This is a genomic window from Lysinibacillus sp. NPDC095746 (genome assembly GCF_044763535.1).
Classification (GTDB): Bacteria; Bacillota; Bacilli; order Bacillales_A; family Planococcaceae; genus Lysinibacillus.
In genome coordinates this window covers 152,388-178,756 of sequence record NZ_JBIWGL010000003.1, presented here as the reverse complement: position 1 = coordinate 178,756, position 26,369 = coordinate 152,388, and the positions used below count along the sequence as shown (strand labels likewise).

The window sequence follows — 26,369 nt, the reverse complement described above, 5'->3', positions numbered from 1 at the left end:
TGATATTGACTATATAAAATTGCCGTGGCATGAATTGTCCGAAAGTGTTATACACAAGCAACAAGATGATGGAAGCTAAGAGTAAATGTAAGAAAGGGGAAAACTCATATGCTGAAAAATAGGATGGTTAAACGAATGACTGCAGGTAAAGTACTTGTGGTGAAAAACTTTGGAGGAGCTGTCGTGCAAGGTGACTGATTTAACGAATCCCGTTTCGGAATTAAAGGGAATCGGGAAAGAAACAGCAGGACATTTAGAGGCATTGGGCATCGAGACGATTGCGGATTTGCTATGGACGTTTCCGCATCGGCATGAGGATTTTCGTTTAAAGGATTTAGCACAAACACCACATAATGAACGTGTCACAGTTGAGTGTAAAGTTGAACGGGAACCGACAGTACTGTTTTTAGGGCGCAATAAATCACGATTACAAGTTACGGTGCTAGCAGGGCGACATTTAGTTAAGGTTGTTTTTTTTAATCAAGGTTATTTAAAACAAAAGCTTGTACCGGGAGCTATTATAACCGTTACGGGAAAATGGGATCGTGGCAGACAAGTAATCAATGGAACGTCTGTAACGTTTGGCCCTAAGACAGATCAAGTCGATTTTGAACCTATTTATAGTCTAAAGGGTTTGATTCCCCAAAAACGTTTTCGTAAATATATGCGACAAGCATTAGATGAGTTTGGTGCAGAAATACCAGATGCTGTTCCGCAGCATTTACAAGCCGATTATAAACTTACGACAATGCGTGAAGGGCTTGAGGGCATTCATTTTCCTGTCGATGCTGGGCATGCGAAACAGGCTAGAAGACGCTTTGCCTATGAAGAGTTACTAAACTTTCAAGTACGTATTCAAGCGTTACGTAAAATTAGAAAAGATAGTGAGCACGGTACAGTTATACAGTTTGATTTACAAAAGTTACGTGCTTTTATTGCCTCATTACCCTATGAATTAACAGGTGCGCAAAAACGCGTTGTCAATGAAATTTGTAAAGATTTGAAAGAGCCACATCGTATGAATCGCTTACTTCAAGGTGACGTAGGGTCGGGGAAAACAGTTGTTGCGGCAATATGTTTATATGCAGCAGTAACTGCTGGTTTTCAAGGGGCATTAATGGCGCCGACGGAAATTTTAGCAGAGCAGCATGCTGAAAATTTGCAGGAATGGTTTGAGCCGTTTGGCGTACGTGTAGCTTTACTATCAGGATCGACGAAAGCAAAGGAGCGTCGATTACTTTTGGAAGAACTAGCAAACGGAGACATAGATATTTTAATTGGTACACATGCGCTAATTCAGCCTGATGTCGTTTTTTACAAACTTGGTTTTGTTATAACGGACGAACAGCATCGTTTTGGTGTAGAGCAGCGTAGAATATTACGTGATAAAGGAGAAAATCCAGATGTGCTCTTTATGACCGCGACACCAATTCCGCGTACACTCGCGATTACAGCATTTGGAGAAATGGATGTTTCGATGATAGATGAAATGCCAGCGGGGCGTAAGCAAATAGAAACGCATTGGATGAAAAAAGAGCAATTTGGCTCTGTTATGTCAAAGCTAGAATTAGAGCTTGCTGCTGGTAGACAGGCTTATGCTATTTGTCCACTAATCGAGGAATCAGACAAGCTGGATGTACAAAATGCGGTAGAAATTTATGAGCAACTTGCTACGTATTTTAATGGGCGTTACAACGTCGGGCTAATGCATGGTCGCCTATCAGCGGATGAAAAAGATGCTGTTATGCGAGCCTTTAGTGAGGGAACTATTCACGTGCTCGTGTCGACAACTGTTGTTGAGGTTGGGGTGAACGTACCGAATGCAACTTTTATGATTATTTATGACGCTGAACGCTTCGGCTTAGCTCAGTTGCATCAGCTACGTGGGCGTGTTGGACGAGGCGAACATCAGTCATATTGTGTGTTGTTAGCTGATCCGAAATCCGATGAAGGCAAAGAGCGCATGCAGTCGATGACGGAAACGAATGATGGCTTCCGTCTAGCTGAAAAGGATTTGGAACTACGTGGCCCAGGTGACTTTTTTGGGCGTAAACAAAGTGGTTTGCCTGATTTTAAAGTAGCGGATTTAGTGCACGATTATCGAATACTTGAAACGGCGAGAAAAGATGCAGCGGATATGCTGGAGACTGATGCTTTTTGGCATGATGATGAGTACAAATATTTACGTGAAATGCTTGAAAATTCAGGTGTTTTACAAGGGGAACGCTTCGATTAACTGATTCTTTGATGCTCAATTAGGAATGTGAGCACTTGTTTTGAAAACAAGTCTTGCATTCTTTTTTTATACTCTATATACTGATATTAGTACCAAGTGCTAATAACAACTAAAAAGGTGGCGAATGATGTTGAGACGAACGAAAAAAGAGCGACAGCGACAATTATCCGAAACGATAGCTGATAATCCATTCGTCACAGATGAACAGCTAGCAACACAGTTTCAGGTTAGTGTCCAAACAATTCGTTTAGATCGTATGGAATTATCTATTCCGGAATTACGAGAACGAATTAAAGATGTTGCTTCGAAAACCTATGAAAATGAAGTGAAATCACTACCGATTGATGAAGTTATCGGAGAAATAATTGATATTGAATTGGATAATCGTGCATTATCTATTTTTGACGTAAAAGAAGAACATGTTTTTCAGCGCAATGGCATCGCACGTGGACATCATTTGTTTGCACAGGCAAACTCATTAGCGGTAGCAGTAATTGATGACGAACTAGCATTAACAGTACATTCTAATATTACCTTTGTGAAACCTGTTAGAGCTGGAGATCGTGTTATTACAAAAGCAATCGTTATCGGACGTGATGAAAAAAATCATCGTACAAAAGTAGAGTTAACGTCCACTGTTAACGGTGAAACAGTTTTTGTTGGTGAATTTGATATGTACCGCACGAAAGGTAAAGGTGAACAACAATGAAATTAGCGCTTGATGGAATGGGTGGAGACAACGCACCAAAATCAGTTGTTGAAGGTGCTTTATTAGCATTAGAGCAAATTCCAAATTTAGAAATTCAATTATATGGTCAGCAGCAAAAGCTTGAACCATTTTTAAAAATACATGATCGATTAACGGTAATTCAGTGTGATGAAGTTGTCGAAGGAACAGACGATCCAGCACGCGCTGTTCGTCGTAAAAAGGATTCATCCATGGCACGTATGATGGATGCAGTTGAAGAAGGAAAGGCGGATGCTTGTCTTTCAGCGGGTAATACAGGTGCTTTAATGGCAGGAGGATTATTTAAAGTAGGACGTATTGAAGGGATTGCTAGACCTGCTCTAGCCACTACACTTCCTACTTTAGACGGTAAGGGCTTTTTAATGCTCGATTTAGGGGCAAATGCGGACGCACGACCTGAGCATTTATTGCAATATGCCATTATGGGCGATATTTATGCGAAAAAGGTAGGTGGCTTACAAAAGCCACGTATCGGCTTATTAAATATCGGTACTGAGGATAAAAAAGGGAATGAATTAACGAAGGCGGCTTTTGGCTTATTAAAAGAAGCTGATTTAAATTTTATCGGTAATGTTGAAGCACGAGATTTACTTGAAGGGGTAGCGGATGTTGTTGTAACAGATGGCTTTACAGGTAATATGGTGCTGAAATCGATTGAAGGTACTGCTGGTGCGTTATTTTCAATGCTAAAAGAAGCATTTATGTCTTCAACAAAAACAAAAATTTCGGCAGCACTTATGAAAAATAATTTACGTGACCTAAAAAATAAAATGGACTACACAGAGTACGGTGGCGCAGGCTTGTTTGGTTTGCAGGCACCTGTCATTAAGGCGCATGGCTCATCAAATGCGAAAGCGATATACAGTGCAATTCGCCAAGCAAATACGATGGTTGAGCATACAGTCATCTCGACGATTACAGAAACAGTACGTCACTTAGAAATTGATTAACTTATTTAAGCAGGTGTTTTTTGTACCGAAAGCGAAACGACAGCAACACGGTTTAATCTGTGCGAAAGCGAAGCGACAACAACAACACAACAACGCACGACTGAGTGACCAACATCACGTTGGCCAAAAGCCACCGACGGATTCGCGAAATCGGAAAGGGGTTCAATGTAGGATGTTAGCTTAAAATCATCGCATCCATGCGATAACGGCTAACTGACCTGCATCGGTAAAAACGCCACGTCCTGTGGCATTACCGAAATGACCGACATCGTGTCGCCCCTCGTGTAGGCAAAAGTACAAAGTCAATTCCGGACTTTATGCCGAGGCATAATTGATTAAAAAGGGGATTAATAAAAAATGACGAAAATAGCATTTATTTTTCCAGGACAAGGATCCCAAGTAGTGGGGATGGGGCAAGAGTTTATTGAGAATGCAGCAGAAAGTAAAGCATTTTATGACCGTGCAAATCAATCGCTTGGCTTTGAGTTATCTAAACTTATGTTAGAGGGACCAGCTGAGGAACTAACATTGACTTACCATGCACAACCGGCACTGTTAACGACTGGTGTAATGGTTGCGGAAAAATTACGAGCAGCAGGTATAACGCCAAATTTTGCAGCTGGACATTCACTTGGAGAATATAGTGCATTAGTAATCGCTGGTGTGCTCTCATTTGAGGATGCAGTTTCAGTTGTGCATAAGCGTGGGCTTTATATGAATGAAGCTGTACCTGCAGGACAAGGTGCTATGGCAGCTATTTTAGGGATGGAGCTTGAGGCACTGCATGAAGTAACTGAAAAAGTATCTGCAACAGGTGATCCAGTTCAGGTAGCGAATGTTAACTGTCCAGGGCAAATCGTTATTTCTGGTACGAAGGAAGGCGTTGAAAAGGCTTCTTTAGCGGCAAAGGAAACTGGTGCAAAACGAGCAATTCCTTTAGTTGTTAGTGGTCCATTCCACTCAGAGCTAATGCGACCATCATCTGAAAAATTACGAGCAGCGTTGGCTAATATCTCATTATCAGCTCCACAAATTCCTGTAATCGGCAATGTAATGGCGAAAGTATTAGAGGATGTTCCAGCTATTCAGCAGGAGTTAGTAGAACAAGTATATAGCGCTGTACAATGGGAAGCATCTGTGCGTGAAATGATTGCACAAGGTGTGGATGTCTTTATTGAGTGTGGACCAGGCAAAGTATTAAGTGGATTAGTGAAGAAAATCGATCGATCTGTTGCGACATACTGTGTTTATGATGAAGCATCATTAGAGGCTGTACTAGAAGCGGCGAAGGAGTGGACAATTAATGCGTAAACTAGAGGGTAAAGTAGCTGTTGTAACTGGTGCTTCACGTGGAATAGGAAGAGCTATTGCATTAAAGCTTGCTGACGAAGGTGCTAAAGTTGTCGTTAACTATAGCGGTTCACAGGCAAAGGCAGAGGAAGTTGTAGCTACGATTCAAGAAAATGGCGGCGAGGCTGTAGCCGTACAAGCGAGTGTTTCAAAAACTGAGGAAGTTTCTGCGTTAATGGATGTAGCGGTGAAAACATTCGGCTCGCTTGATATTTTAGTCAATAATGCGGGTATTACGCGTGATAACTTGTTAATGCGTATGAAAGAAAATGAATGGGACGATGTGCTAGATACGAACCTAAAAGGTGTTTTCCTTTGTACGAAAGCAGTAACACGTCAAATGATGAAGCAACGTGCGGGCCGTATCATCAATATTTCATCAATTGTTGGTGTAGCTGGTAATGCAGGGCAAGCTAATTACGTAGCTGCAAAAGCAGGTGTTATTGGGCTAACGAAAACAACTGCAAAGGAATTAGCATCTCGTAATATTTTAGTGAATGCAATTGCACCAGGATTTATAGAAACTGAAATGACTGAGCAACTACCAGAAGATATAAAGCAAGGTATGCTTACGCAAATTCCTCTAGCAAAACTTGGGCAGCCGGAGGATATTGCAAAGGCAGTAGCTTTTCTAGCTTCAGATGATGCTAACTATATGACGGGTCAAACATTACATATAGATGGCGGTATGGTAATGTAATTTCAATTAGTCATAAATAATGATTTTTTGTATAATCATTGAGGGGAGGTGAATGTTTTGTCTACAGTATTAGAACGCGTAACAAAAGTAATCGTGGACCGTTTAGGTGTTGAAGAAAGTGAAGTTACACTAGAAGCTTCTTTCCGTGATGATTTAGGTGCTGACTCATTAGACGTAGTTGAGCTTGTAATGGAGCTTGAAGACGAATTCGATATGGAAATTTCTGATGAAGATGCTGAAAAGATCTCAACAGTTGGTTCTGCAATTTCATACATCGAAAGTAAATTAAACTAATTCGTTTAACTTTATATTGCTGAGATTAATCACCTCTACTGGTGCTGACATGGATGCAGTCATTATACAATAAATGTTTATGATTAAATAAAGTTAAAGCCTTTGGCAGAAATTACGTATGCTTTTCTTCTTGTGGAGCAAATACTATGCTAAGGGTATGTTTAAAAAGGGGCGAAATGGTTCGTTTAGCGAACTGTGATCGTCCCTTTTTTATCTTCATTTTTTTTGAAGGTAGTAAGAAGAATGCAAAAGTTATCCCTTTTTAGTAAGTGCGTAACACCTACTGATATAAAGGAACTCAGTCTAAGAATGCCACGTCCTGTGGTGACGACTGAGTGACCAACATCACGTTGGCCTATAGCATCTGGACGCAATTACGCCAAGGCGAAATTGACCTTTAAAAAAATAATTTCCAAAAGATTGTATTTAAGCCGAAATACTTTTGCATAAATGCCTTGAAAAAGGTACACTTAAACGGTAGAAACTATTAGGAAGGCAGATTGTTCAATGGCTATGAAAAGAAAAGGAAATATGCAGAAATCTGGCGTGCTTCCTGAAAAAGTACGCAATCAATTCGAGCTGTTACAGCATGAATTAAATATCACATTTATTAATAAAAATTTATTGTATCAAGCTTTCACACATTCATCTTATGTGAATGAGCATCGCCGTAAATTGTTTACGGATAATGAGCGTCTAGAATTTTTAGGAGACGCAGTACTTGAACTGTCTGTTTCTAAATACCTTTTTGAGAAATACCCACATATGAGTGAGGGTGAGCTGACAAAGCTACGAGCATCCATAGTATGTGAGCCGTCACTTGTTATCTTTGCAAATGAATTAGGCTTTGGTCGCTTTGTATTACTTGGAAAAGGTGAGGAATTAACAGGTGGACGGGAACGCCCAGCGTTACTTGCAGATGTATTTGAGTCATTTGTAGGTGCCCTTTATTTAGATCAAGGCTTACAAACGGTTGTGTGCTTTTTAGAACGAATCGTATTCCCGAAAGTAGAACTCGGTGCTTTTTCGCATGTGATGGATTTCAAAAGCCAATTGCAAGAAATGGTGCAACAAACAAATAATGGCCTTCTTCATTATGAAATTATTGATGAAAAGGGTCCTGCACATAACCGTACCTTTGTATCGAGCGTGCTATTAAATGGACAAGAACTTGGTATAGGTCGTGGGAAATCAAAAAAAGAAGCCGAGCAGCAAGCTGCGCAATGTGCGATGCGTTCAATGCGTGAGCAAACTGCAAAAGAGGAGGCTTAATAGATGTTCCTAAAACGACTCGAAGTGATTGGCTTTAAATCTTTTGCGGAACGCATTGGAGTTGATTTTGTACCTGGTGTTACAGCGGTGGTTGGACCAAATGGTAGTGGTAAAAGTAATGTCACTGATGCTATTCGTTGGGTACTTGGGGAGCAATCGGCAAAGTCGTTACGTGGGGCAAAGATGGAGGATGTTATTTTTGCTGGAAGTGACTCACGTAAGCCACTAAACTTTGCAGAGGTAACATTAATTTTAGATAACACAGATGAACAGTTAGCTTTTTCATATACAGAAGTTAGCGTAACAAGACGCGTATACCGTTCAGGTGATAGTGAATATTTACTAAATAACCAGCAGTGTCGCCTGAAGGATATTACGGACTTGTTTATGGACTCAGGGCTTGGGAAAGAGGCCTTCTCCATTATTTCGCAAGGCCGTGTCGATGAAATTTTAAATAGCCGACCTGATGACCGTCGTTCAATTTTTGAAGAGGCAGCTGGGGTATTAAAGTATAAACTAAGAAAGAAAAAGGCAGAGCATAAGCTTGTTGAAACAGATGAAAACTTGTATCGTGTTTTAGATATTTTACATGAGCTAGACAGTCGTCTGGAGCCGTTAGAAATTCAGGCATCAAGTGCAAGAGATTATGTGCAAATGTCAACTGAGTTAAAGGATTTTGATATTGCTATCCTTGTGCACGATTTAAATAATTGTGCACAATCTTTGCATGCTCTGAAAGCTGAGTATACGGAGCTATATGAAACGGAGCAAAAACAAGCTCAGCATATTTCTTCGATAGAAAAGCAAACTGCAAGTATTCGTAAGCTTTTAAAAGAGTTAGATGATTATCTAGATACGACTCAGGCTGAGTTTGTTAATGCAACAATGGAGGTAGAGCGTTGGGATGGTCGTAAAGCGTTAATGGCTGAAAAACGACAAAATGCTTCTAATCAACTACTTCAATTGAATACAGCATTACAGGAAGCAAAAGCTGAGGTTGAGTCTCTTATAGCCCAAGAGCAAGAGAAAAAAGAATTGTTCATTGAAAAACAGCAAGAGGTTGCAGCGCTAAAACACAGCATTAAGCAATTAGAGCAATCTTTAAATCGCTCAGTTTCTGAAATTGAAGAAGAAATTGAAGAACAAAAAAACCGCTATATCGACTCTTTAAACGAAGAAGCAACAGTTAAAAATGAATTAAAAAATATCGAGCAACAGTTAGCGCAGCAAAAAGCGATGGCGACACGAATGTTAGACCAAACGGATGAAATCGGGCAAGAGCTTGCGCAAATTCTAGCTGAAAAAGAGAAGCTAGTTGTTGCTCATACTACAACAACTAACGATTTGCAGGAAAAACTTGAGCAATATGAAGCATTGCAAATACAGCTTAAAAACGTCAATGCATCATTTAATGAAAAGCAGGATATGCTTTATAAAGCTTATCAGCATCAGCAGCAACTGAAAGCTAGAAAAGATACGCTTGCGGAGCTTGAAGCAGATTTCTCTGGGTTTTTCCATGGCGTAAAAGAAATATTACTAGCACGTGATAAAGGTGAATTAGCTGGGATTGAAGGAGCCGTTGCCGAGTTAATTCAAGTTGACGGGAAATATTCTCAGGCTATTGAAACAGCATTAGGGGCAGCCTCTCAGCATATTGTGACAACTAATGAACAATTTGCTCAACAGGCAATTCATTGGTTAAAACAAAAGAGAGCTGGACGCGCAACATTTTTACCTAAAACCGTTATCAAGTCACGAAAGATCAATCTATCTATGATTCAGCTAGCAACTGAACACCCAGCATTTGTCCAAATGGCTGATGCACTTGTAACGTTCGATGAAAACAACCGCACAATTGTTGAGAACCTCCTTGGTAATGTGATCGTTGCATCAAGTTTAGAAGGTGCAAGCCAAATTGCTCGTTTATGTGGGTTTAGGTATCGTGTTGTAACACTTGAAGGTGATATCGTTAATGCAGGCGGTTCATTAACAGGTGGTGCAATGAAGCAACAATCGTCACTCTTTACAAGAAAAGCGGAATTAGATGGTTTAATAGTAAAGCTAGAATCGTTGGATGCATCTATTTATAGTGCTGAACAGGCTGTCTCAGTTGAGAAAGAGAAGCTTGCAACATTGCGAGACACAGTAGAACAATTGAAGCTTGACGGTGAACAACTACGAAAAGATGAAATGCAACAGGCAAGTCGTATTCGTGAGCTAGAGGTTGTCGAAAAAAGCTTATCCGCAAGAGTATCTTTTGCTTCAAATGAAACACAAGATGTAAAAACACGCGAAGAAGCATTGTTAGCTCAAAAGGAAGCTTCTACGGAGCGTTTAGCGGCACTAGCGACAGAACTGCTAGAGATAAACGAAACAGTGGAGCAATTAAGCAAGGTGAAGCTACAAAGTGAATCGGAGAAAGATTTACTTCGTGAGCAGTCAGCTGAAAAACGCTCGCAGTTAGCGGTAATGCAGGAGCAAATGTCACAAGTACAAATTGCTACAGCAGAGTTAGCCCTACAATTAAACAAAGCTCGTCAAAAAGCCGAAAATATTTCTCAGGAAATAATCTGGCTTCAATCTGATGAATCGACAAAACTTTTAAGCGATGAAGAAGTGGATGAGCAAGTTGCTACGTGGAAAACGACGAGAGATTCGTTGCAAAACACTATTTCACAGAAAAAAGATGAAAAAGTAGCACAACAACAAGAGCTTACTACTTTAGAAGAACAGCTGAAGGAATTGCAACGTACGCATAAAGGCTACCTCGAAGCAATACGTGCAAATGAATTGAAGCGCAGTCGTGTAGAGTTTGAAATTAATAATTTCAATGAGCAGCTAGAAGAAAACTATCAGCTAACATATGAGGAAGCTGAAGAGTTAGCCCTGGAAATTGAAGATGAAGAGCATATGCGACGTCGAGTGAAATTACTAAAGAAATCGATAGAAGAGCTAGGTCCTGTTAATTTGAGCGCCATCGAGGAATACGATCGCGTACTTGAACGCCATTCATTTTTAACAGAGCAGCGTGAGGATTTACTTGCTGCACAGGAAACATTACATGAGGCTATTAAAGAAATGGATGAAGAAATGACGCTTCGATTTAGCGAAACCTTCTATGCCATTCGAGAGCAATTTAAACGTGTATTCCGTGAATTGTTTGGGGGAGGACAGGCGGATTTAGTGTTATTGGACCCTCAGAATCTGCTAGAAACAGGTATAGAAATTGTAGCACAACCTCCAGGTAAAAAATTACAAAATCTAAGTTTGCTTTCAGGTGGTGAGCGTGCACTAACTGCAATCGCGTTATTATTCTCCATCCTCAATATTCGACCTGTACCATTTTGTATTCTCGATGAGGTAGAGGCGGCTTTAGATGAGGCAAATGTCGTTCGCTATAGCCAATATTTGAAGAAATTTAGCCGTAATACGCAATTTATTGTGATCACCCATCGTAAAGGGACGATGGAGGGAGCGGATGTGTTGTATGGTATTACAATGCAGGAATCTGGTGTATCTAAACTTGTATCAGTAAAATTAGAAGATGAACCCGTACTTGCGGAGCAAAGGAGCGAACAAGCATGAGTTTTTTTAAACGTTTAAAAGAGAAATTGACAGGCAATCCCACCGAGGAAGAAAAAGTAGTAGCAGCAATCAATGAAGAAGAAGCTGCTGAACAGAAGCAAGACGAAGCAACAGAGCCTGCTCAAATTGAAGCAACTGTAGATGAAATGGAAAAAGTTGAAGAAGTTTCTGAAACAGAAACCTCAATTGAAACAGAAACTCCTGTAGCAATTGAAGAACAAGAGCAACAAGAAGTGCAAGAAGTCGCAATAGTGGAAGAACCTGTAAAGGAGAAAAAACCTTCTGCATGGTCTATTACACAAAAATTCAAGGCTGGTCTTGAAAAAACGCGTAATTCATTTACTTCTAAAGTAAACGATCTAGTTGCTCGTTATCGAAAAGTGGATGAAGATTTCTTTGAAGAATTAGAAGACTTATTATTACAGGCAGACGTTGGCTTTGAAACAGTAATGGAGCTAATGGACAAATTACGCTTTGAGGTTCAGCGTAAAAATATAAAAGATACGAACGGTATTCAAACGATTATTTCTGAAAAACTTGTGGAAATTTATGAGCAAGGAGAAGAGGATTTAATCGACCTTAATATGCAACCTAAAGGTGAGCTTACGGTAATTTTATTCGTAGGGGTAAACGGTGTTGGGAAAACGACGACAATCGGTAAACTTGCCCATCGTCTAAAATCGCAAGGGAAAACAGTTGTTTTAGCAGCAGGTGATACTTTCCGTGCTGGTGCCATCGATCAATTACAAGTTTGGGGAGACCGTGTAGGCTGTGAAGTGATTAAGCAATCGGAAGGTTCAGATCCAGCGGCGGTTATGTATGATGCCATTCGTGCAGCGAAAAACCGTAATGCAGATGTGTTAATTTGTGATACAGCAGGGCGCTTACAAAATAAAGTAAACTTAATGAATGAGCTTGAAAAAGTTCATCGAGTAATCTCTCGTGAGGTACCGAATGCTCCGCATGAAGTACTATTAGCATTAGATGCAACAACAGGCCAAAATGCACTAGTTCAAGCCCAAACATTTAAGGAAGCTACAAATGTAACGGGGATCGTTTTAACGAAGCTTGACGGCACTGCAAAAGGCGGTATTGTTCTTGCTATTCGTAATAAATTACACATTCCTGTGAAGTTTGTTGGTCTTGGTGAAAAAATGGATGATTTACAACCATTTGATGCAGAGCGTTATGTGTATGGCTTATTTGCCGATGGTTTAGATAAAGAATTACAAAATAATGGGGATTAGGTTTATAACAAATGTTTACTGTAGCGAAAGCGAAGCGACAGCAACAAAGCGCCCAGTCGGAACGGAAATCAACTACACGTTCTGATGATGGTAAGGATTGACATTTGAGTAAGTAAATTTGTAATTGCGCTCGTCTGTAAACAGGGGAATCGCATTGTTTAAAAGGGAAATACTGGCTATAGGTGAAAAACACCTTAAAAGCAGTTAATTAAAGCTTTTAGACAAGGAGATTACCTTGACACAGACGGGCGCTTTTCGTTATGATACAAATGACTAATAACGGGAGGAGAAACATTCGATGCTACTTGAAAAAACAACACGCATGAACTTTCTCTTCGACTTTTATCAAGCATTATTAACAGATAAGCAACGAAGTTATATGGAGCTCTATTATTTAGATGATCACTCACTTGGAGAAATCGCTGAATCGTATGGAGTTTCACGCCAAGCTGTTTATGATAATATTCGTCGAACAGAAGCGATGCTTGAAGAATATGAAGAAAAACTATGTTTACTTGAAAAATTTCAACAACGTACACAAATGCTTGCGCAGCTAACAACAGGGATTACAGAACAAAGTATGACAATTGAAGAGCAGCTAACGCTTATAGAACAGTTGAAAGAATGGGATTAGGAGGCGAAAGCAATGGCTTTTGAAGGATTAGCGGAACGACTCCAAGGAACGATCCAAAAGATTAAAGGTAAAGGTAAAGTATCGGAACAAGACGTTAAAGAAATGATGCGCGAAGTCCGATTTGCTTTAATCGAGGCGGATGTTAACTTAAAAGTAGTCAAAGAATTCGTTAAAAAGGTCAGTGAACGTGCTGTCGGTGTAGATGTTATGCAAAGCTTAACACCAGGTCAGCAAGTTATTAAAATCGTACAAGAAGAATTAACAGAATTAATGGGTGGCGAGCAAAGCCCAATTAAATTTAATACAAAGCCACCAACTGTCATTATGATGGTCGGCTTACAAGGTGCCGGTAAAACAACGACTACAGGTAAATTGGCAAATGTGTTACGTAAAAAATATAATCGTAAGCCATTACTAGTTGCTGCAGACGTTTATCGTCCAGCGGCTGTTCAGCAGTTACAAACATTAGGAAAGCAGCTATCCCTACCTGTTTTTGCATTAGGAACCGATGTATCTCCAGTAGAAATTGCTCGTCAGGCAATTGAATTGGCAAAAGAAGAACATCATGATGTCGTTATTATCGATACAGCTGGTCGCTTGCATATCGATGAAGATTTAATGCAAGAATTAAAAGATATTCGTGCGTTAAAAGAGCCGGATGAAGTATTCCTAGTTGTAGATGCTATGACAGGTCAGGATGCTGTAAACGTGGCAGAAAGCTTTAATGAAGCGGTCGGTATTACAGGCGTTGTTTTAACAAAGCTAGATGGTGATACACGTGGTGGTGCGGCGCTATCAATTCGTTCCGTTACACAGAAGCCGATTAAGTTTGTTGGTATGGGTGAGAAGATGGATGCGCTGGAACCTTTCCATCCAGAGCGTATGGCGTCCCGTATATTAGGAATGGGTGACGTTCTATCGCTTATTGAAAAAGCTCAGGCAAATGTCGACGAAGCAAAGGCTAAAGAACTAGAGGAAAAATTTAAAACTCAGTCTTTTACGTTCGATGATTTTGTTGAACAATTGCAGCAAGTAAAGAAAATGGGACCACTTGACGAAATTTTAAAAATGTTACCAGGTGCTGGAAAAATCAAAGGCTTAGACAATGTTAAAGTTGATGATAAGCAAATGGGACGTGTAGAAGCGATTATTTATTCGATGACACCTGCTGAAAAGACGAATCCAGAAATTATTAACGGTAGCCGTAAAAAGCGTATAGCGAAGGGTTCTGGGACATCAATTCAAGAGGTAAATCGTCTATTGAAGCAATTTGAAGAAATGAAAAAAATGATGAAGCAAATGACAGGCATGGCGAGTGGAAAAGGAAAGAAAAAGATGAAACTACCAGGCTTCGATTCATTGTTTAAATAATATTTTATAGGTGTTAAGAAAAAACACTTTACAAACAACCTAAACATTGATAACATACTATCTTGTGTGAAACTTATTCGGAGGTGCTATTAAAATGGCAGTTAAAATTCGCTTAAAACGTATGGGAGCTAAAAAATCTCCTTTCTATCGTATCGTAGTTGCAGACGCTCGTTCACCACGTGACGGTCGTTCAATCGAAACAGTTGGTACTTACAACCCACTAACTAAACCAGCTACTGTAAACATTGATGAAGAGAAAGCTCTTAAATGGTTATCTGACGGTGCAAAACCATCAGATACAGTGCGTAACTTGTTCTCAGAACAAGGTATCATGGAAAAATTCCATAACCAAAAATTCAGTAAATAATCGGGGGCGAGGTCTTTGAAGCAGCTGATTGAAGCAATCGTTTTACCGTTAGTCGATTATCCAGAAGAAGTTCGTATAGAGACGGATGAAAATGCAAATCGAATTGTTTATAAACTTTTTGTTCATCCAGAGGATCGAGGGAAAGTCATAGGCAAACAAGGGCGAGTAGCGAAAGCGATTCGTACAATTGTTTATTCAGCGGCGGGTAGTCACCATCAAAAAAAGACCTACGTCGATATATTGGATTGAAAGAAAAGATTTTCACGCTCTTTTATATGCAACAAGCACTGGAGAGTCCTGACAGCTATGTTTACATGCGCTTAGGAATTCGAAGTGGACTTGAGGTAAAGCGTAAAATCTGGACTTAAAAGGAAGGAGCTTGCCGGTTCCTTCCTTTTTTCATTATCTTAGTTACATTGAGAGATAATTGAACATAATGACATTGAGGAAGACTGGTCAACGTCTTAGCTAGAACACCGTCCACCAAAAGTTAAACTGCTTTTGTAGATGAAAGGTGAGAGAAATGTTACTTTTTGATCTGGCTAGCAAGTAGCTTGACGGGGACGAGCATGTTTTAGCATTTTTTATCTTCATTCAGCTTAGGACTCATGCCTCTTAAGGTTGTGGGATGAATGAGGATGTAATTCCTTTTCAGCGGATTTCAAACTCCCGCTGAATGAAGATACAGCCTCCGGCGGATGTTACGGATTTTGAAAAGAATGAAATGAAGGATGTTAGCCTAAAACCTTCGCATTTAACTGACTCGAAATCCGGACGCAATTACGCTGAGGCGAAATTGATATGAGGTGAGATTTGAATGGAATGGTTTAATGTAGGTCGTATTGTCAATACGCACGGTATTCGCGGTGAGGTGCGTGTGTTATCAACAACTGATTTTGAGGAAGAGCGCTTTGCAGTGGGAGTAAAGCTTGCGGCGTTTAAAAAAGACGATAAAAAGCCAACGTGGGTAACAATTGAATCAGTGCGTCGTCATAAAAACTTTATTTTGTTAACCTTTGAAGGAATGAATAACATCAACTTGGTTGAGCCTTTCAAAGAAGGAATGCTCAAAATTACGAAAGATCAAATGACAGATGATTTATTAGAGGAACATGAATATTTCTTCCACGAAATAATTGGCTGTACAATTGTATCTGAAGAAGGCGAAACAATTGGAGCAGTGACCGACATTCTTCAAACAGGTGCAAACGATGTATGGGTAGTTAAAGGCACTAAAAAAGAGCATTACATCCCGTATATCGAGGATATCGTCAAAGAAATTAATATTGATGAGAAGAAAATAGTGATCCATGTAATGGAAGGTCTACTATGATGAATATTCATGTGTTAAGTTTATTTCCGGATATGTTTACAGGCGTTTTTGGAGCGTCCATATTAAAGAAAGCACAGGAAAAAGGTGCTGTAAATCTGGAAGTCACTGATCTCCGTGGATTTTCGGGTAATAAGCATAATCAAGTAGACGATTATCCGTATGGTGGCGGTGCGGGAATGGTGTTAAAACCAGAGCCGATGTTTAGCGCTGTCGAGGCCATTACAGAAGGGAAAAATCCTCGTATCATTTTGATGTGCCCGCAAGGTGAGCGCTTTACTCAAAAAAAGGCAGAAGAGCTGGCGCAAGAAAAAGAGCTAGTATTTTTATGTGGTCATTACGAAGGTTATGATGAACGCATTCGTCAGCATCTTGTCACAGATGAGATTTCAATTGGAGATTTCGTATTAACTGGTGGCGAGCTAGGGGCTATGACAGTTATAGATAGCGTTGTACGACTTCTGCCGGGGGTTTTAGGACAAGAGGATTCCCACATACAAGATTCGTTCTCAACGGGTCTCCTAGAGCACCCACATTATACACGCCCTGCTGAATTTCGTGGGATGAAAGTACCTGATGTCTTACTGTCGGGCAATCACGCAAAGATTGAGCAATGGCGTATGGAAGAATCTCTGAAAAGAACATTCGAGCGTCGTCCTGATTTGCTCGAGAATTATCCATTAACAGACAAGCAAAAATTGTATCTAGAAAAACTTAAAAACAACGATAAAGATGCTTGATTGCTATCTATATTTATGATAACATCTATTCTGTACTTCTATGTGAAGTACTGAATTACGGTGTTCCGCTGTGGCATAGATTGCGTGCAAGAGCATCTGTCTAAGGAGAGAAAACAATGTCAAACATTATTACAGAGATTACAAAAGCTCAGCTTCGCACTGATCTACCAACTTTCCGTCCTGGTGATACTGTTAAGGTACACGTGAAAGTAGTAGAGGGTACTCGTGAACGTGTACAAGTATACGAAGGTGTAGTAATTAAACGTCGTGGTGGCGGTATTAGCGAAACTTTCACAGTTCGTAAAATTTCTTACGGTGTAGGTGTTGAACGTACATTCCCTGTACACACACCAAAAATCGCTAACTTAGAAGTTGTACGTCGCGGTAAAGTACGTCGTGCTAAACTTTACTACTTACGTAACCTACGTGGTAAAGCTGCTCGTATTAAAGAAATTCGATAATTATGACTTAAAAGTGAGGGGCTTGTGTAACAAGCCCCTTTTCTTTTTGCTTGTCATCTTAAATAGCTATCAACTAAAATGAGGATAGACAAGGGGGCAAATCTCGATGGAAAAACAAATAAAGGAAAAGAATGAACTATGGGAATGGACAAAGGCACTTCTAATTGCATTTGCGATTGCAGCGATTATTCGTTATTTTTTATTTACACCCATTGCAGTAGATGGCCAATCCATGATGCCAACCCTTGAAGATGGCGATCGTATGATTGTAAATAAAATTGGTTATAAAATAGGTGAACCAAAACGCTTTGATATTGTGGTATTCCATGCTCCTGAAAAGAAAAACTATATTAAACGTGTTATTGGGCTTCCAGGAGAGACATTGGAGTATAAAAATGATCAATTATACATTAATGGTGAACCGATCGATGAACCTTATTTAGATGCTTACAAATCAAAAATTACAGAAGGTACTTTAACCGAGGATTTTACATTAAAAGACATTGATGTAAACCTAAAAGATAATGTAATTCCAGAAGGCTATGTTTTCGTTATGGGAGATAATCGTCGATACAGTAAGGACAGTCGTATTATTGGAGTCGTCGATCAGAAAGAGATTATCGGGAGTACAAGTCTGATTTTCTGGCCGTTTAGTGATATTAAAATTGTAAAGTAATTCTTGAAAGGGAGAGATCAATTATGCCTTGGCATAATTGCGTCTGGAATCGGCTTTGTGCTTAGGCCTGCATGATGCAGGTCAGCTAGCCGTTATCGCATGGATGCGATGATTTTAGGCTAACATCCTATTTAAGAACACCTTTCCGATTCCATGACATCCGCCGGAGGCTTTAACTTCTTTCAGCAATTGTTTTTTGTAGCGAAAGCGAAGCGTCAGCTACAGGCGTTTGGACACCTGCTGAAAGAAGTTAAAACTCCCTTTTTCTTTTAGTTTAGGAGGTATAGATATGACTATACAATGGTTTCCTGGGCATATGGCAAAAGCCCGCAGAGAAGTTACAGAAAAATTAAAGCTAGTTGATATTATATTTGAATTAATAGATGCACGTTTACCGCTATCTTCCCGAAATCCGATGATCGACGAAGTAATTAATCAAAAACCGCGTCTCCTTATTTTAAATAAGTCAGATATGGCAGATGAGCACGAAACACGTAAATGGGTTGAATACTTCGCACAACGAGGTCATAAGGCGGTTGCAATCAATTCTCTTGAAGGCAAAGGATTACAGCAGGTGACAAAGGCTGCTCAAGAAATTTTGAAAGAAAAATTTGATCGCATGAAATCACGTGGGATGAAGCCAAGAGCCATTCGTGCAATGATTGTTGGCATTCCGAACGTAGGAAAATCGACGCTTATTAACCGCTTAGCGAAGAAAAATATCGCAAAAACAGGGAATACGCCAGGGGTCACTAAGGCTCAGCAATGGATAAAGGTTGGCAAGGAGCTAGAATTACTCGATACGCCAGGTATTTTATGGCCGAAATTCGAAGACCAAGAAGTAGGCTTTAAATTAGCGTTAACAGGTGCTATAAAGGATACTATAACGAATATGGAGGATTTAGCTGTATATGGTCTACGCTTTTTATCCGTTCATTATCCGGCACGAATGGAAGAACGCTATGGCTTCCAATTTATCCATGAAGATTTAGTGGAGACCTTCGATCATATCGGTAAACTTCGCCGTGTTTTCGGTCCTGGAGGAGAAATCGATTATGATCAAGTAGCTCAACTAGTCGTTCGCGATATCCGTGGGTTGCAATTAGGTAAACTAACATTTGACTTTGTTGACGAACAACTTGAAAAAGAAACAGAACAGTAATAAAACTGTCATACTCACCTTAAATCGTGAGTATGACAGTTTTTCTTTTAGGAATACGCCATCTTGCCGATAAATGATATAGAGCGAGAAAAAACGATAAATACTTTTGAATGGATTCGGAGCTTTTCGATATAACGTGGGAATTGATTGTAGTGAAGGCTTGCGCTTTGTGCTGTCGCTGCGCTTCGCAAAAGAGCAAAGACTCCTGAGGGCGTCCGATGAGCCGCTTTACTTGCGCTGCTCGCTGCAGGGGCTCGGGCCAACGCGTGAAAGTGAAGCGGCACCGGTGAAGGCGTATCGCAGGATGTGATAGTTTTAGCCCTTGCTCCTCAATTGCTGATGCTTAAGGAGTCGCCCGACCTCCACTACAATCAAGTAATATACACGGAATACCATTAAATGTAATACGATTCCAAACCTGTTCTTTCTAAAAAAGTATTGTTAGTATAAAAGCATGGGCGGGGAGACTCAGGCTGCAAATGTGCGGAAGGAAGAGTGCTGTGCATTCAAGTACATATTACAAAAAAGGATATATTATGAAGAACGCCAAAACGTTAGGGTGAATCCTTAGCCCATTAAAAAGTAAAATTAGCGAATAACTGTTAAGAACCAATAGGGAGTAAATATATGAAAACGATTAAAGAAATTACTACAGCATTGAAAGAAGCGGAGGAATGGCAGGACTGGATGACGGGGGTAGCAATCGATGAACGTGCAGGTGTGCAAAAGGCTTGGCAAAGTTGGCAAAGGTCCCAAGAGAAGAAGCAACAGATACTGCAGGAACATCAAGCGAAAGTTGATTTCGATCGAAGTTACGGAGGAGAGAATACCTTAATTGCAGGGGTAGATGAAGCAGGGCGTGGACCGTTAGCAGGGCCAGTAGTAACAGCAGCTGTTATTTTACCTGCGAACTGTGAGGCTCTAGTCGGATTAAATGATTCAAAGCAATTATCAAAAGATAAACGCAATGCTTATGCTGCTTTAGTAAAAGAGCATGCATTATGTTACTTTATCCATTTCCAATCAACACAACAAATTGATGAATTAAATATTTACGAAGCGACGAAGCAATCGATGAAGACAAGTGTAGAATCGTTATCTATAAAACCTAATTATGTGCTAGTTGATGCTATGACACTGCCAATCTCTATTCCGCAGGATTCAATAATTAAAGGGGATGCGAAAAGCTTAGCTATTGCAGCTGCATCCATATTGGCAAAAACAGCTCGAGATGATTATATGGATCAATTGGACGAGCAATTCCCTATGTATGGTTTTGCTCAGCATGCAGGATATGGAACAAAACAGCATTTAATGGCCCTTGAAAAGTTTGGTCCAACTATTCATCATCGCAAATCATTTGAGCCGATAAAGTCAATGCTTTAACTTATTTCAGCGATGTTTTATGTAGCGAAAGCAAAGCGACAGCTACAAGTGTTTTATGTAGCGAAAGCAAAGCGACAGCTACAAATGTTTATTGTACAAACATCTGCTGAAATAAGTTAATGTTCTGGCGGGTGTCGTTTTTAAATAAAAGGCACTTTCAAGCAGTTAGAAATGATATTTGTAAAAACGTATATCTGTGAATAAGTTGCTTAGAGCTCCGACTCAGCCCTCTAGGAAAGCGCCTGGTCGGAGCAAAAAACGTTAAAAAAGGACGCCAATTACAAGGAGTAGTTGATGAAAGGAGTACATATATGACAGCCACATCTTTTAATCCGATTCAAATGCAACAAAGTGCTTTAACCCTAAATAATCAGCCACTTACTTTAAAACAAGGGCAAGTATTTCAAGGAACAATTAAACAATTATATCCAGATCAAATGGCAGAAATACAGGTTGGCCATCAGAAGTTTATTGCTAAACTCGAAGTGCCGCTAAAAGCAGGTGATGCCCACTTCTTCCAAGTAACTGGTACAAGCCCACAAACAGAACTAAAAGTTGTTACGGGCCCTATGGGGCAAACGACTTCTCAAAGTCAACAAATCAATCAGTTACTTGACTCAATGAATTTACCCAAAACCGCTGAGATGCAGCAACTTCTAGCTCATTTTATGAAAGCGCAGCTACCGATTTCAAAAGAGCAGCTAATGCAGGCAGAAGTGTGGTTAAAGGCATTACCAGAAGGTGTTACGAAGATGGATGCCCTACAAGCCATTCAAAAAATGGTAGAGCTTAAAATGCCGATGACTAATGATGTTTTTCAAGCTCTAATAAGTGGACAAAAAACTACTGGCATGGTTTCCGTAATGGAAAGCTTTACACAGCTTTTAACGAAAGAAATAGCTTTACCAGAAAACCTTAAGCAAACTCTAATCCAACAAGTAAATGCTATTGCAAAGCCTTTTGAAGTAGAAACAGGTAGTTTAGTACTTGCCAAATCCATTCAAATATTATCAAATAATGCTGCTGCTATGAGTGAAAAGATTCAAGCCATGAATATTTTAAAAGAGGCAGGGATTCTTCCTCAGCAGGCAACCTTGCAAAACTGGTCAAGCTTTAGTGATGTAAAGTCTGTTCAGTCAAATCAGTTTCAACAGGCTGGAGAAGTTATTCAAGCAATTTTAACGACAAAATCTGACAATATCAATCATCTAGTTGACCAGCTTAAATCTTGGACAGCAAATCAAAGCTTGCTAACCAACGAACAACAGCAGTCATTAAATCAACTTATCGATCGATTTAATCAGCTACCAGCAACTAAACAAACGCTAGAGATTTTCGCAAAACAAATGCAAGAACAATTTATAAAAGCGTTTGCAGAAAATTCTTCGGAGCGTTTATTTACACAAGACGCCAATGCTCTTTCGGTAAAGGACCATTTATTATCGCTTTTAAAGCATGAGGCTACTACTCCGCTACAAAATGAAGCATTCATGCGAAATCTTATGAAAAATAGTGTTGAATCCCCGCAAGCAATGATTCAGCAAATCGTGACGCAAGCAGATGCCCATGTACAAAACTCTATGGACAGTAAAGCAATGGAACATGCACTTAAAACAGTATTAAAAAATCTAGGAGTTAGCTATGAAGCGACACTTAGTAATAAGTCAGCAGATTTACAGCAGATTGCACATCAATTAAAACCGCAGCTACATACATTATTGCAGGAAACACATATTTCTCCGCAGCTTAAGGAAGCAGCAGAAATGTTAATGGCACGCATGAACGGCATGCAGCTCGCATCAGGAGAGAATGGCCATCAGCATCAGCTTATTATGCAAGTACCATTAGAATTCTTTGGTAAGAAAATGGATGCAACATTGCAGTGGAATGGGCGCATGAAGGAAGATGGTAAAATTGATGCCAATTATGCACGTATATTATTTTATTTACAAATGGCATCTATGAAAGAAACCGTTATTGATATGCAGGTTCAAAATCGTGTAGTTTCTGTGACAGTATTTAATGAAAATGATATTATTCCGCTTGCAGAACCACTGAAATCAGCGTTGAAAATTGGCCTAGCAGAAAAAGAATATCAACTTTCAGGCGTTTTTATGAAGAAATTTGAAAAAGCCCAACCTGTAAAAACACCTGTAGTAGGACAGCAGGAGGAACATAGTGGGGTGGATTTTCGCGTATGAGTGAAGAAAAATTTACTCGAAAAGAGGCTATCGCTCTCACGTATAAGTTAGGAAGTTTTGATAGTCCAACGGTAGTAGCAAAAGGAAAAGGCAAAATAGCAGAAAATATATTAGCGCGCGCAAATGAGCACGATGTCCCTATTTATGAGGATCCTAACCTTGTTCATTTACTTGGACAATTAGATCTCAATGAGTCAATCCCAGAAGAATTGTTTGAAGCTGTCGCTGAGGTTTTTGCATTTATTTATCGATTAGACCAACAATATGCCGAAAAAATAGAAAAAATAGAGAATTCTGATTTTCATAAAACTCTGTTTTAGTACACAAAACAGAAAAAAGCGTCATATTAAAAGATAAAAAATGAATAAGAGACAAGGTATAGACTTTATCAGAATCTTTCGTTAGAATAGATTATGTTAGTAAAACAATTTTATGCAAATGTTTGATGGGAGGATGTATTATGAATATCCATGAATATCAAGGGAAAGAGATTCTTAGAAAATATGGTGTAGCTGTACCAAACGGAAAAGTAGCTTTTTCCCCTGATGAAGCAGTGAAAGTAGCGAAAGAACTTGGCTCTAATGTGACAGTAGTCAAGGCGCAAATTCATGCAGGTGGACGCGGTAAGGCGGGGGGCGTGAAAATCGCCAAAAACCTTGACGAGGTACGTGCATACGCAAAAGAATTACTAGGTAAAATTTTAGTAACTCATCAAACAGGTTCAGAGGGAAAAGAAGTAAAACGCTTATATATTGAAGAGGGTTCTGATATTCAAAAAGAATACTATTTAAGTCTAGTATTAGACCGCGCAACATCCCGTGTAACAATGATGGGGTCTGAAGAGGGTGGCATGGATATTGAAGAAGTAGCAGCATCAAATCCAGAAAAAATCTTCAAAGAAGTTGTGGATCCTGTTGTTGGTTTAACAGGTTTCCAGGCACGTCGCATGGCGTTTAATATGAATATTCCAGCCAACCTAGTAGGGAAAGCTGTTAAATTAATGTTAGGTTTGTATCAAGCATTTATCGACAAAGATGCTTCTATTGTAGAAATTAATCCACTTGTTATAACTGGACAAGGAGAAGTTTTGGCATTAGATGCTAAATTTAATTTCGATGCAAATGCGTTGTATCGTCATAAAGATATTGTCGAATTACGCGATTTTGATGAAGAAGATCCAAAGGAAATCGAAGCATCGAAATACGATCTTAGTTATATTTCTCTAGATGGCAACATTGGCTGTATGGTTAATGGAGCGGGTCTTGCAATGGCTACAATGGACACAATTAGCTATTATGGCGGAAGCCCTGCTAACTTCTTAGATGTAGGTGGCGGTGCAACGGCAGAAAAAGTAACAGAAGCTTTCAAAATTATTCTTTCTGATCCACATGTAAAAGGTATTTTCGTAAACATTTTTGGCGGAATTATGAAATGTAACATTATTGCCGAGGGTGTTGTGACAGCTGCCAAAGAAATTGGCTTAGCTGTGCCATTAGTTGTACGTTTAGAAGGTACAAATGTGGAACTTGGAAAAGAAATATTAAATGCATCTGGTTTAAACATCGTTGCAGCGGATTCAATGGCTGACGGTGCACAAAAAATTGTGGGACTAGTAGGCTAAGGAAGGCAGGGAGAACAATGGCTGTATTTATTGATAAAGATACGAAGGTAATTGTACAAGGGATTACGGGCGAAACAGCGCTTTTCCATACGAAGCAAATGCTTGATTATGGTACTAAAATTGTAGCTGGTGTAACACCAGGTAAAGGTGGTCTGGAAATCGAAGGAGTGCCTGTATTTAACACTGTAGTAGAAGCTGTAGCTGCAACAGGCGCAACAACTTCAGTTATTTATGTACCTGCTCCATTCGCGGCAGATGCTATTTTAGAGGCAGTTGATGCTGAATTAGAATTAACAATCTGTATTACTGAACATATTCCTGTCCTTGATATGGTTAAGGTTAAACGTTATATGGAAGGTAAAAAGACACGTCTAGTTGGTCCAAACTGTCCAGGTGTTATTACGGCAGATGAATGTAAGATTGGTATTATGCCAGGTTATATCCATACGAAAGGGCATGTAGGAGTTGTTTCTCGCTCTGGTACGTTAACATATGAAGCTGTACACCAATTGACACAAGCTGGTATTGGCCAAACTACAGCTGTAGGTATCGGTGGAGACCCTGTCAATGGTACGAACTTTATCGATGTTTTGGAAGCGTTTAACAACGATACGGAAACATATGCAGTTGTAATGATCGGGGAAATTGGGGGTACAGCTGAAGAAGAAGCGGCTGAGTGGATTAAAGCGAATATGACGAAACCTGTCGTTGGCTTTATCGGTGGCCAAACAGCACCTCCAGGAAAACGTATGGGTCACGCTGGTGCTATTATTTCAGGTGGTAAAGGAACAGCAGCAGAGAAAATTAAAGCAATGAATGCTGCTGGTATAGAAGTAGCAGAAACGCCATCTGTCATTGGTGAAACACTTATTAAAGTAATCAAAGAAAAAGGGCTATACGAAAAGTGTAAAACCCATTAAAATGGAAGATGTAGCACGTTGTTGCTACATCTTTTTCTTTATTTAGACACGGCTTTAAAAGATGAAATAGCTAACTCCCTACTTACTGTCTATAAAAGCTATGTCATGAAAGATGCGGTCATTTAATTTCTTCTATTAAAAGGAGGTTTTTAAATGATTTTATCAGTCGATACACAGAGATTACTAGCTTTACATTATATATACCCATTGCCACTTCAAAAACTTCAGCAATTATTGTCCCCGGTGGATATACTAAGTAATTTTGAAGAAGCGTCCCCCAACGAGATTGCCAAAGCATTGCAAATATCATCCCAAAGAGCGTTGGAAATATCCGACAGTTTTCGACGGATAATGACATTTTCGTTTCGGGAAGCTTATGAACGGGCTAATATTTCCCCTATCCCTTTTCATCATCCTTTATACCCGGCGCAATTATTTGAAATATCCAGCCCACCTACTGTATTGTATGTGAAAGGTCGGTATTCTTTATTAACGAAAGAAAAACGAGTAGCCATTATAGGCTCTAGAAAGGCTACAGCTTATACAAAGACTGCGTTGGACCTAATTGTCCCGCCTCTTGTTGAACACGAATATACTGTCGTAAGCGGGCTTGCAAGAGGGGCAGATACGATTGCTCATGAGACAACGATAAAAGTTGGCGGTTCCACAATTGCAGTGCTTGGACATGGGTTTAATTTTATATACCCTAAGGAAAACCAGTCTCTCGCTGAGCATATGGCGGAGCATCAGTTACTTGTCACAGAGTATCCCCCATATATGAAGCCTGAAAAATGGCATTTTCCAATGCGTAACCGAATAATTAGTGGATTGTCCAAAGCTTTAGTTGTAACCGAAGCAGCATTAAGAAGTGGCACACTTATTACAACAGAATATGCTTTAGAGCAAGGAAAAGATGTATTTGTTGTACCGGGTCCAATTAATGCGGAGCAATCAAAAGGGACCAATAAACTACTATTAGAAGGAGCTATTCCGGTGTGCAATGGTCACGAAATCGTTGAAACACTTACTCTCTTTTCTAACAAAAATTGAAAAAAAGTTGCATTATCTTAAAATCTGTTATACATTTTGCAACAGGTAACTTAAAAAATAGCAATAGA

General features: G+C 39.7%; 24 protein-coding genes. All 24 read left to right on the top strand.

Annotation, left to right across the window (positions count from 1 at the left end):
• Positions 1–190 precede the first annotated feature (190 nt).
• The 24 genes from recG (at position 191) to dprA (ending at position 26,301) form a co-directional block, all read left to right on the top strand.
• Positions 191–2,236 carry an ATP-dependent DNA helicase RecG gene (gene recG / locus ACIQ7N_RS03910; RefSeq protein ID WP_402930385.1) on the top strand — a complete coding sequence of 682 codons (2,046 nt, stop codon included), beginning with the start codon at positions 191–193 and terminating at the stop codon, positions 2,234–2,236.
• Positions 2,237–2,366: 130 nt separating this feature from the next.
• Complete coding sequence (gene fapR, locus ACIQ7N_RS03905) at positions 2,367–2,945, top strand: transcription factor FapR (RefSeq protein WP_132357884.1); 579 nt, start codon at positions 2,367–2,369, stop codon at positions 2,943–2,945.
• Positions 2,942–3,934, top strand: coding sequence for a phosphate acyltransferase PlsX (plsX, locus tag ACIQ7N_RS03900; RefSeq protein ID WP_132357469.1), 993 nt, complete (start codon positions 2,942–2,944; stop codon positions 3,932–3,934). The genes fapR and plsX overlap by 4 nt, the downstream gene beginning before the upstream one ends.
• 357 nt (positions 3,935–4,291) lie before the next feature.
• Complete coding sequence (gene fabD, locus ACIQ7N_RS03895) at positions 4,292–5,245, top strand: ACP S-malonyltransferase (RefSeq protein ID WP_402930383.1); 954 nt, start codon at positions 4,292–4,294, stop codon at positions 5,243–5,245.
• On the top strand, positions 5,238–5,984 hold the full coding sequence (gene fabG, locus ACIQ7N_RS03890) for a 3-oxoacyl-[acyl-carrier-protein] reductase (protein WP_402930382.1): 747 nt from the start codon (positions 5,238–5,240) through the stop codon (positions 5,982–5,984). The genes fabD and fabG overlap by 8 nt, the downstream gene beginning before the upstream one ends.
• A gap of 57 nt (positions 5,985–6,041) precedes the next feature.
• Positions 6,042–6,278, top strand: coding sequence for an acyl carrier protein (gene acpP, locus ACIQ7N_RS03885; RefSeq protein ID WP_036124798.1), 237 nt, complete (start codon positions 6,042–6,044; stop codon positions 6,276–6,278).
• 507 nt (positions 6,279–6,785) lie between these two features.
• Positions 6,786–7,550 carry a ribonuclease III gene (gene rnc, locus ACIQ7N_RS03880; protein WP_132357466.1) on the top strand — a complete coding sequence of 255 codons (765 nt, stop codon included), beginning with the start codon at positions 6,786–6,788 and terminating at the stop codon, positions 7,548–7,550.
• 3 nt (positions 7,551–7,553) lie between these two features.
• Positions 7,554–11,135, top strand: coding sequence for a chromosome segregation protein SMC (gene smc / locus ACIQ7N_RS03875; RefSeq protein WP_402930380.1), 3,582 nt, complete (start codon positions 7,554–7,556; stop codon positions 11,133–11,135).
• The gene (ftsY, locus tag ACIQ7N_RS03870) at positions 11,132–12,382 is read left to right on the top strand and encodes a signal recognition particle-docking protein FtsY (RefSeq protein WP_402930379.1); all 1,251 of its coding nucleotides are present in this window, start codon (positions 11,132–11,134) and stop codon (positions 12,380–12,382) included. The genes smc and ftsY overlap by 4 nt, the downstream gene beginning before the upstream one ends.
• A gap of 298 nt (positions 12,383–12,680) precedes the next feature.
• Positions 12,681–13,016, top strand: a complete 336-nt coding sequence (locus tag ACIQ7N_RS03865; protein ID WP_132357463.1) for a putative DNA-binding protein — start codon at positions 12,681–12,683, stop codon at positions 13,014–13,016.
• Between the two features lie 12 nt (positions 13,017–13,028).
• Positions 13,029–14,387, top strand: a complete 1,359-nt coding sequence (ffh, locus tag ACIQ7N_RS03860) for a signal recognition particle protein (RefSeq protein ID WP_248718149.1) — start codon at positions 13,029–13,031, stop codon at positions 14,385–14,387.
• Between the two features lie 94 nt (positions 14,388–14,481).
• The gene (gene rpsP, locus ACIQ7N_RS03855; protein WP_132357461.1) at positions 14,482–14,754 is read left to right on the top strand and encodes a 30S ribosomal protein S16; all 273 of its coding nucleotides are present in this window, start codon (positions 14,482–14,484) and stop codon (positions 14,752–14,754) included.
• A 15-nt stretch (positions 14,755–14,769) separates the two neighbouring features.
• Positions 14,770–15,003 carry a KH domain-containing protein gene (locus ACIQ7N_RS03850; RefSeq protein WP_004269410.1) on the top strand — a complete coding sequence of 78 codons (234 nt, stop codon included), beginning with the start codon at positions 14,770–14,772 and terminating at the stop codon, positions 15,001–15,003.
• Positions 15,004–15,571: 568 nt separating this feature from the next.
• Positions 15,572–16,087 carry a ribosome maturation factor RimM gene (gene rimM, locus ACIQ7N_RS03845; RefSeq protein ID WP_132357460.1) on the top strand — a complete coding sequence of 172 codons (516 nt, stop codon included), beginning with the start codon at positions 15,572–15,574 and terminating at the stop codon, positions 16,085–16,087.
• Entirely contained in the window at positions 16,087–16,824 is a 738-nt protein-coding gene (gene trmD, locus ACIQ7N_RS03840) for a tRNA (guanosine(37)-N1)-methyltransferase TrmD (protein WP_132357881.1), read from the top strand. Before rimM ends, trmD begins: the two co-directional genes overlap by 1 nt.
• A gap of 116 nt (positions 16,825–16,940) precedes the next feature.
• Positions 16,941–17,285 carry a 50S ribosomal protein L19 gene (rplS, locus tag ACIQ7N_RS03835; RefSeq protein WP_049668419.1) on the top strand — a complete coding sequence of 115 codons (345 nt, stop codon included), beginning with the start codon at positions 16,941–16,943 and terminating at the stop codon, positions 17,283–17,285.
• Positions 17,286–17,391: 106 nt separating this feature from the next.
• Complete coding sequence (gene lepB / locus ACIQ7N_RS03830; RefSeq protein ID WP_132357459.1) at positions 17,392–17,961, top strand: signal peptidase I; 570 nt, start codon at positions 17,392–17,394, stop codon at positions 17,959–17,961.
• 289 nt (positions 17,962–18,250) lie between these two features.
• Positions 18,251–19,123, top strand: coding sequence for a ribosome biogenesis GTPase YlqF (ylqF, locus tag ACIQ7N_RS03825; RefSeq protein WP_132357458.1), 873 nt, complete (start codon positions 18,251–18,253; stop codon positions 19,121–19,123).
• 627 nt (positions 19,124–19,750) lie between these two features.
• Positions 19,751–20,509 carry a ribonuclease HII gene (locus ACIQ7N_RS03820; protein WP_402930378.1) on the top strand — a complete coding sequence of 253 codons (759 nt, stop codon included), beginning with the start codon at positions 19,751–19,753 and terminating at the stop codon, positions 20,507–20,509.
• Between the two features lie 311 nt (positions 20,510–20,820).
• The gene (locus tag ACIQ7N_RS03815; RefSeq protein WP_402930377.1) at positions 20,821–22,710 is read left to right on the top strand and encodes a hypothetical protein; all 1,890 of its coding nucleotides are present in this window, start codon (positions 20,821–20,823) and stop codon (positions 22,708–22,710) included.
• Positions 22,707–23,030 carry an EscU/YscU/HrcU family type III secretion system export apparatus switch protein gene (locus ACIQ7N_RS03810; RefSeq protein ID WP_274066594.1) on the top strand — a complete coding sequence of 108 codons (324 nt, stop codon included), beginning with the start codon at positions 22,707–22,709 and terminating at the stop codon, positions 23,028–23,030. Before ACIQ7N_RS03815 ends, ACIQ7N_RS03810 begins: the two co-directional genes overlap by 4 nt.
• Positions 23,031–23,170: 140 nt before the next feature.
• A complete protein-coding gene (gene sucC, locus ACIQ7N_RS03805; protein ID WP_402930376.1) occupies positions 23,171–24,331 on the top strand; it encodes an ADP-forming succinate--CoA ligase subunit beta in 1,161 nt (386 codons plus the stop codon).
• Between the two features lie 17 nt (positions 24,332–24,348).
• Positions 24,349–25,251, top strand: coding sequence for a succinate--CoA ligase subunit alpha (sucD, locus tag ACIQ7N_RS03800; RefSeq protein WP_132357453.1), 903 nt, complete (start codon positions 24,349–24,351; stop codon positions 25,249–25,251).
• A gap of 153 nt (positions 25,252–25,404) precedes the next feature.
• A complete protein-coding gene (gene dprA / locus ACIQ7N_RS03795; RefSeq protein WP_402930375.1) occupies positions 25,405–26,301 on the top strand; it encodes a DNA-processing protein DprA in 897 nt (298 codons plus the stop codon).
• Positions 26,302–26,369: the final 68 nt, after the last annotated feature.

What these genes read in the sequence shown, in the direction of transcription:
- fabG (WP_402930382.1), top strand. Translation starts at nt 5,238, where the DNA reads ATGCGTAAACTAGAGGGTAAAGTAGCTGTTGTAACTGGTGCTTCACGT.
- ACIQ7N_RS03810 (WP_274066594.1), top strand. Translation starts at nt 22,707, where the DNA reads ATGAGTGAAGAAAAATTTACTCGAAAAGAGGCTATCGCTCTCACGTAT.
- ACIQ7N_RS03820 (WP_402930378.1), top strand. Translation starts at nt 19,751, where the DNA reads ATGAAAACGATTAAAGAAATTACTACAGCATTGAAAGAAGCGGAGGAA.
- plsX (WP_132357469.1), top strand. Translation starts at nt 2,942, where the DNA reads ATGAAATTAGCGCTTGATGGAATGGGTGGAGACAACGCACCAAAATCA.
- smc (WP_402930380.1), top strand. Translation starts at nt 7,554, where the DNA reads ATGTTCCTAAAACGACTCGAAGTGATTGGCTTTAAATCTTTTGCGGAA.
- dprA (WP_402930375.1), top strand. Translation starts at nt 25,405, where the DNA reads ATGATTTTATCAGTCGATACACAGAGATTACTAGCTTTACATTATATA.
- ftsY (WP_402930379.1), top strand. Translation starts at nt 11,132, where the DNA reads ATGAGTTTTTTTAAACGTTTAAAAGAGAAATTGACAGGCAATCCCACC.
- rplS (WP_049668419.1), top strand. Translation starts at nt 16,941, where the DNA reads ATGTCAAACATTATTACAGAGATTACAAAAGCTCAGCTTCGCACTGAT.
- fabD (WP_402930383.1), top strand. Translation starts at nt 4,292, where the DNA reads ATGACGAAAATAGCATTTATTTTTCCAGGACAAGGATCCCAAGTAGTG.
- sucC (WP_402930376.1), top strand. Translation starts at nt 23,171, where the DNA reads ATGAATATCCATGAATATCAAGGGAAAGAGATTCTTAGAAAATATGGT.
- ffh (WP_248718149.1), top strand. Translation starts at nt 13,029, where the DNA reads ATGGCTTTTGAAGGATTAGCGGAACGACTCCAAGGAACGATCCAAAAG.
- rnc (WP_132357466.1), top strand. Translation starts at nt 6,786, where the DNA reads ATGGCTATGAAAAGAAAAGGAAATATGCAGAAATCTGGCGTGCTTCCT.
- trmD (WP_132357881.1), top strand. Translation starts at nt 16,087, where the DNA reads ATGAATATTCATGTGTTAAGTTTATTTCCGGATATGTTTACAGGCGTT.
- ACIQ7N_RS03865 (WP_132357463.1), top strand. Translation starts at nt 12,681, where the DNA reads ATGCTACTTGAAAAAACAACACGCATGAACTTTCTCTTCGACTTTTAT.
- rimM (WP_132357460.1), top strand. Translation starts at nt 15,572, where the DNA reads ATGGAATGGTTTAATGTAGGTCGTATTGTCAATACGCACGGTATTCGC.
- lepB (WP_132357459.1), top strand. Translation starts at nt 17,392, where the DNA reads ATGGAAAAACAAATAAAGGAAAAGAATGAACTATGGGAATGGACAAAG.
- ACIQ7N_RS03815 (WP_402930377.1), top strand. Translation starts at nt 20,821, where the DNA reads ATGACAGCCACATCTTTTAATCCGATTCAAATGCAACAAAGTGCTTTA.
- sucD (WP_132357453.1), top strand. Translation starts at nt 24,349, where the DNA reads ATGGCTGTATTTATTGATAAAGATACGAAGGTAATTGTACAAGGGATT.
- rpsP (WP_132357461.1), top strand. Translation starts at nt 14,482, where the DNA reads ATGGCAGTTAAAATTCGCTTAAAACGTATGGGAGCTAAAAAATCTCCT.
- ylqF (WP_132357458.1), top strand. Translation starts at nt 18,251, where the DNA reads ATGACTATACAATGGTTTCCTGGGCATATGGCAAAAGCCCGCAGAGAA.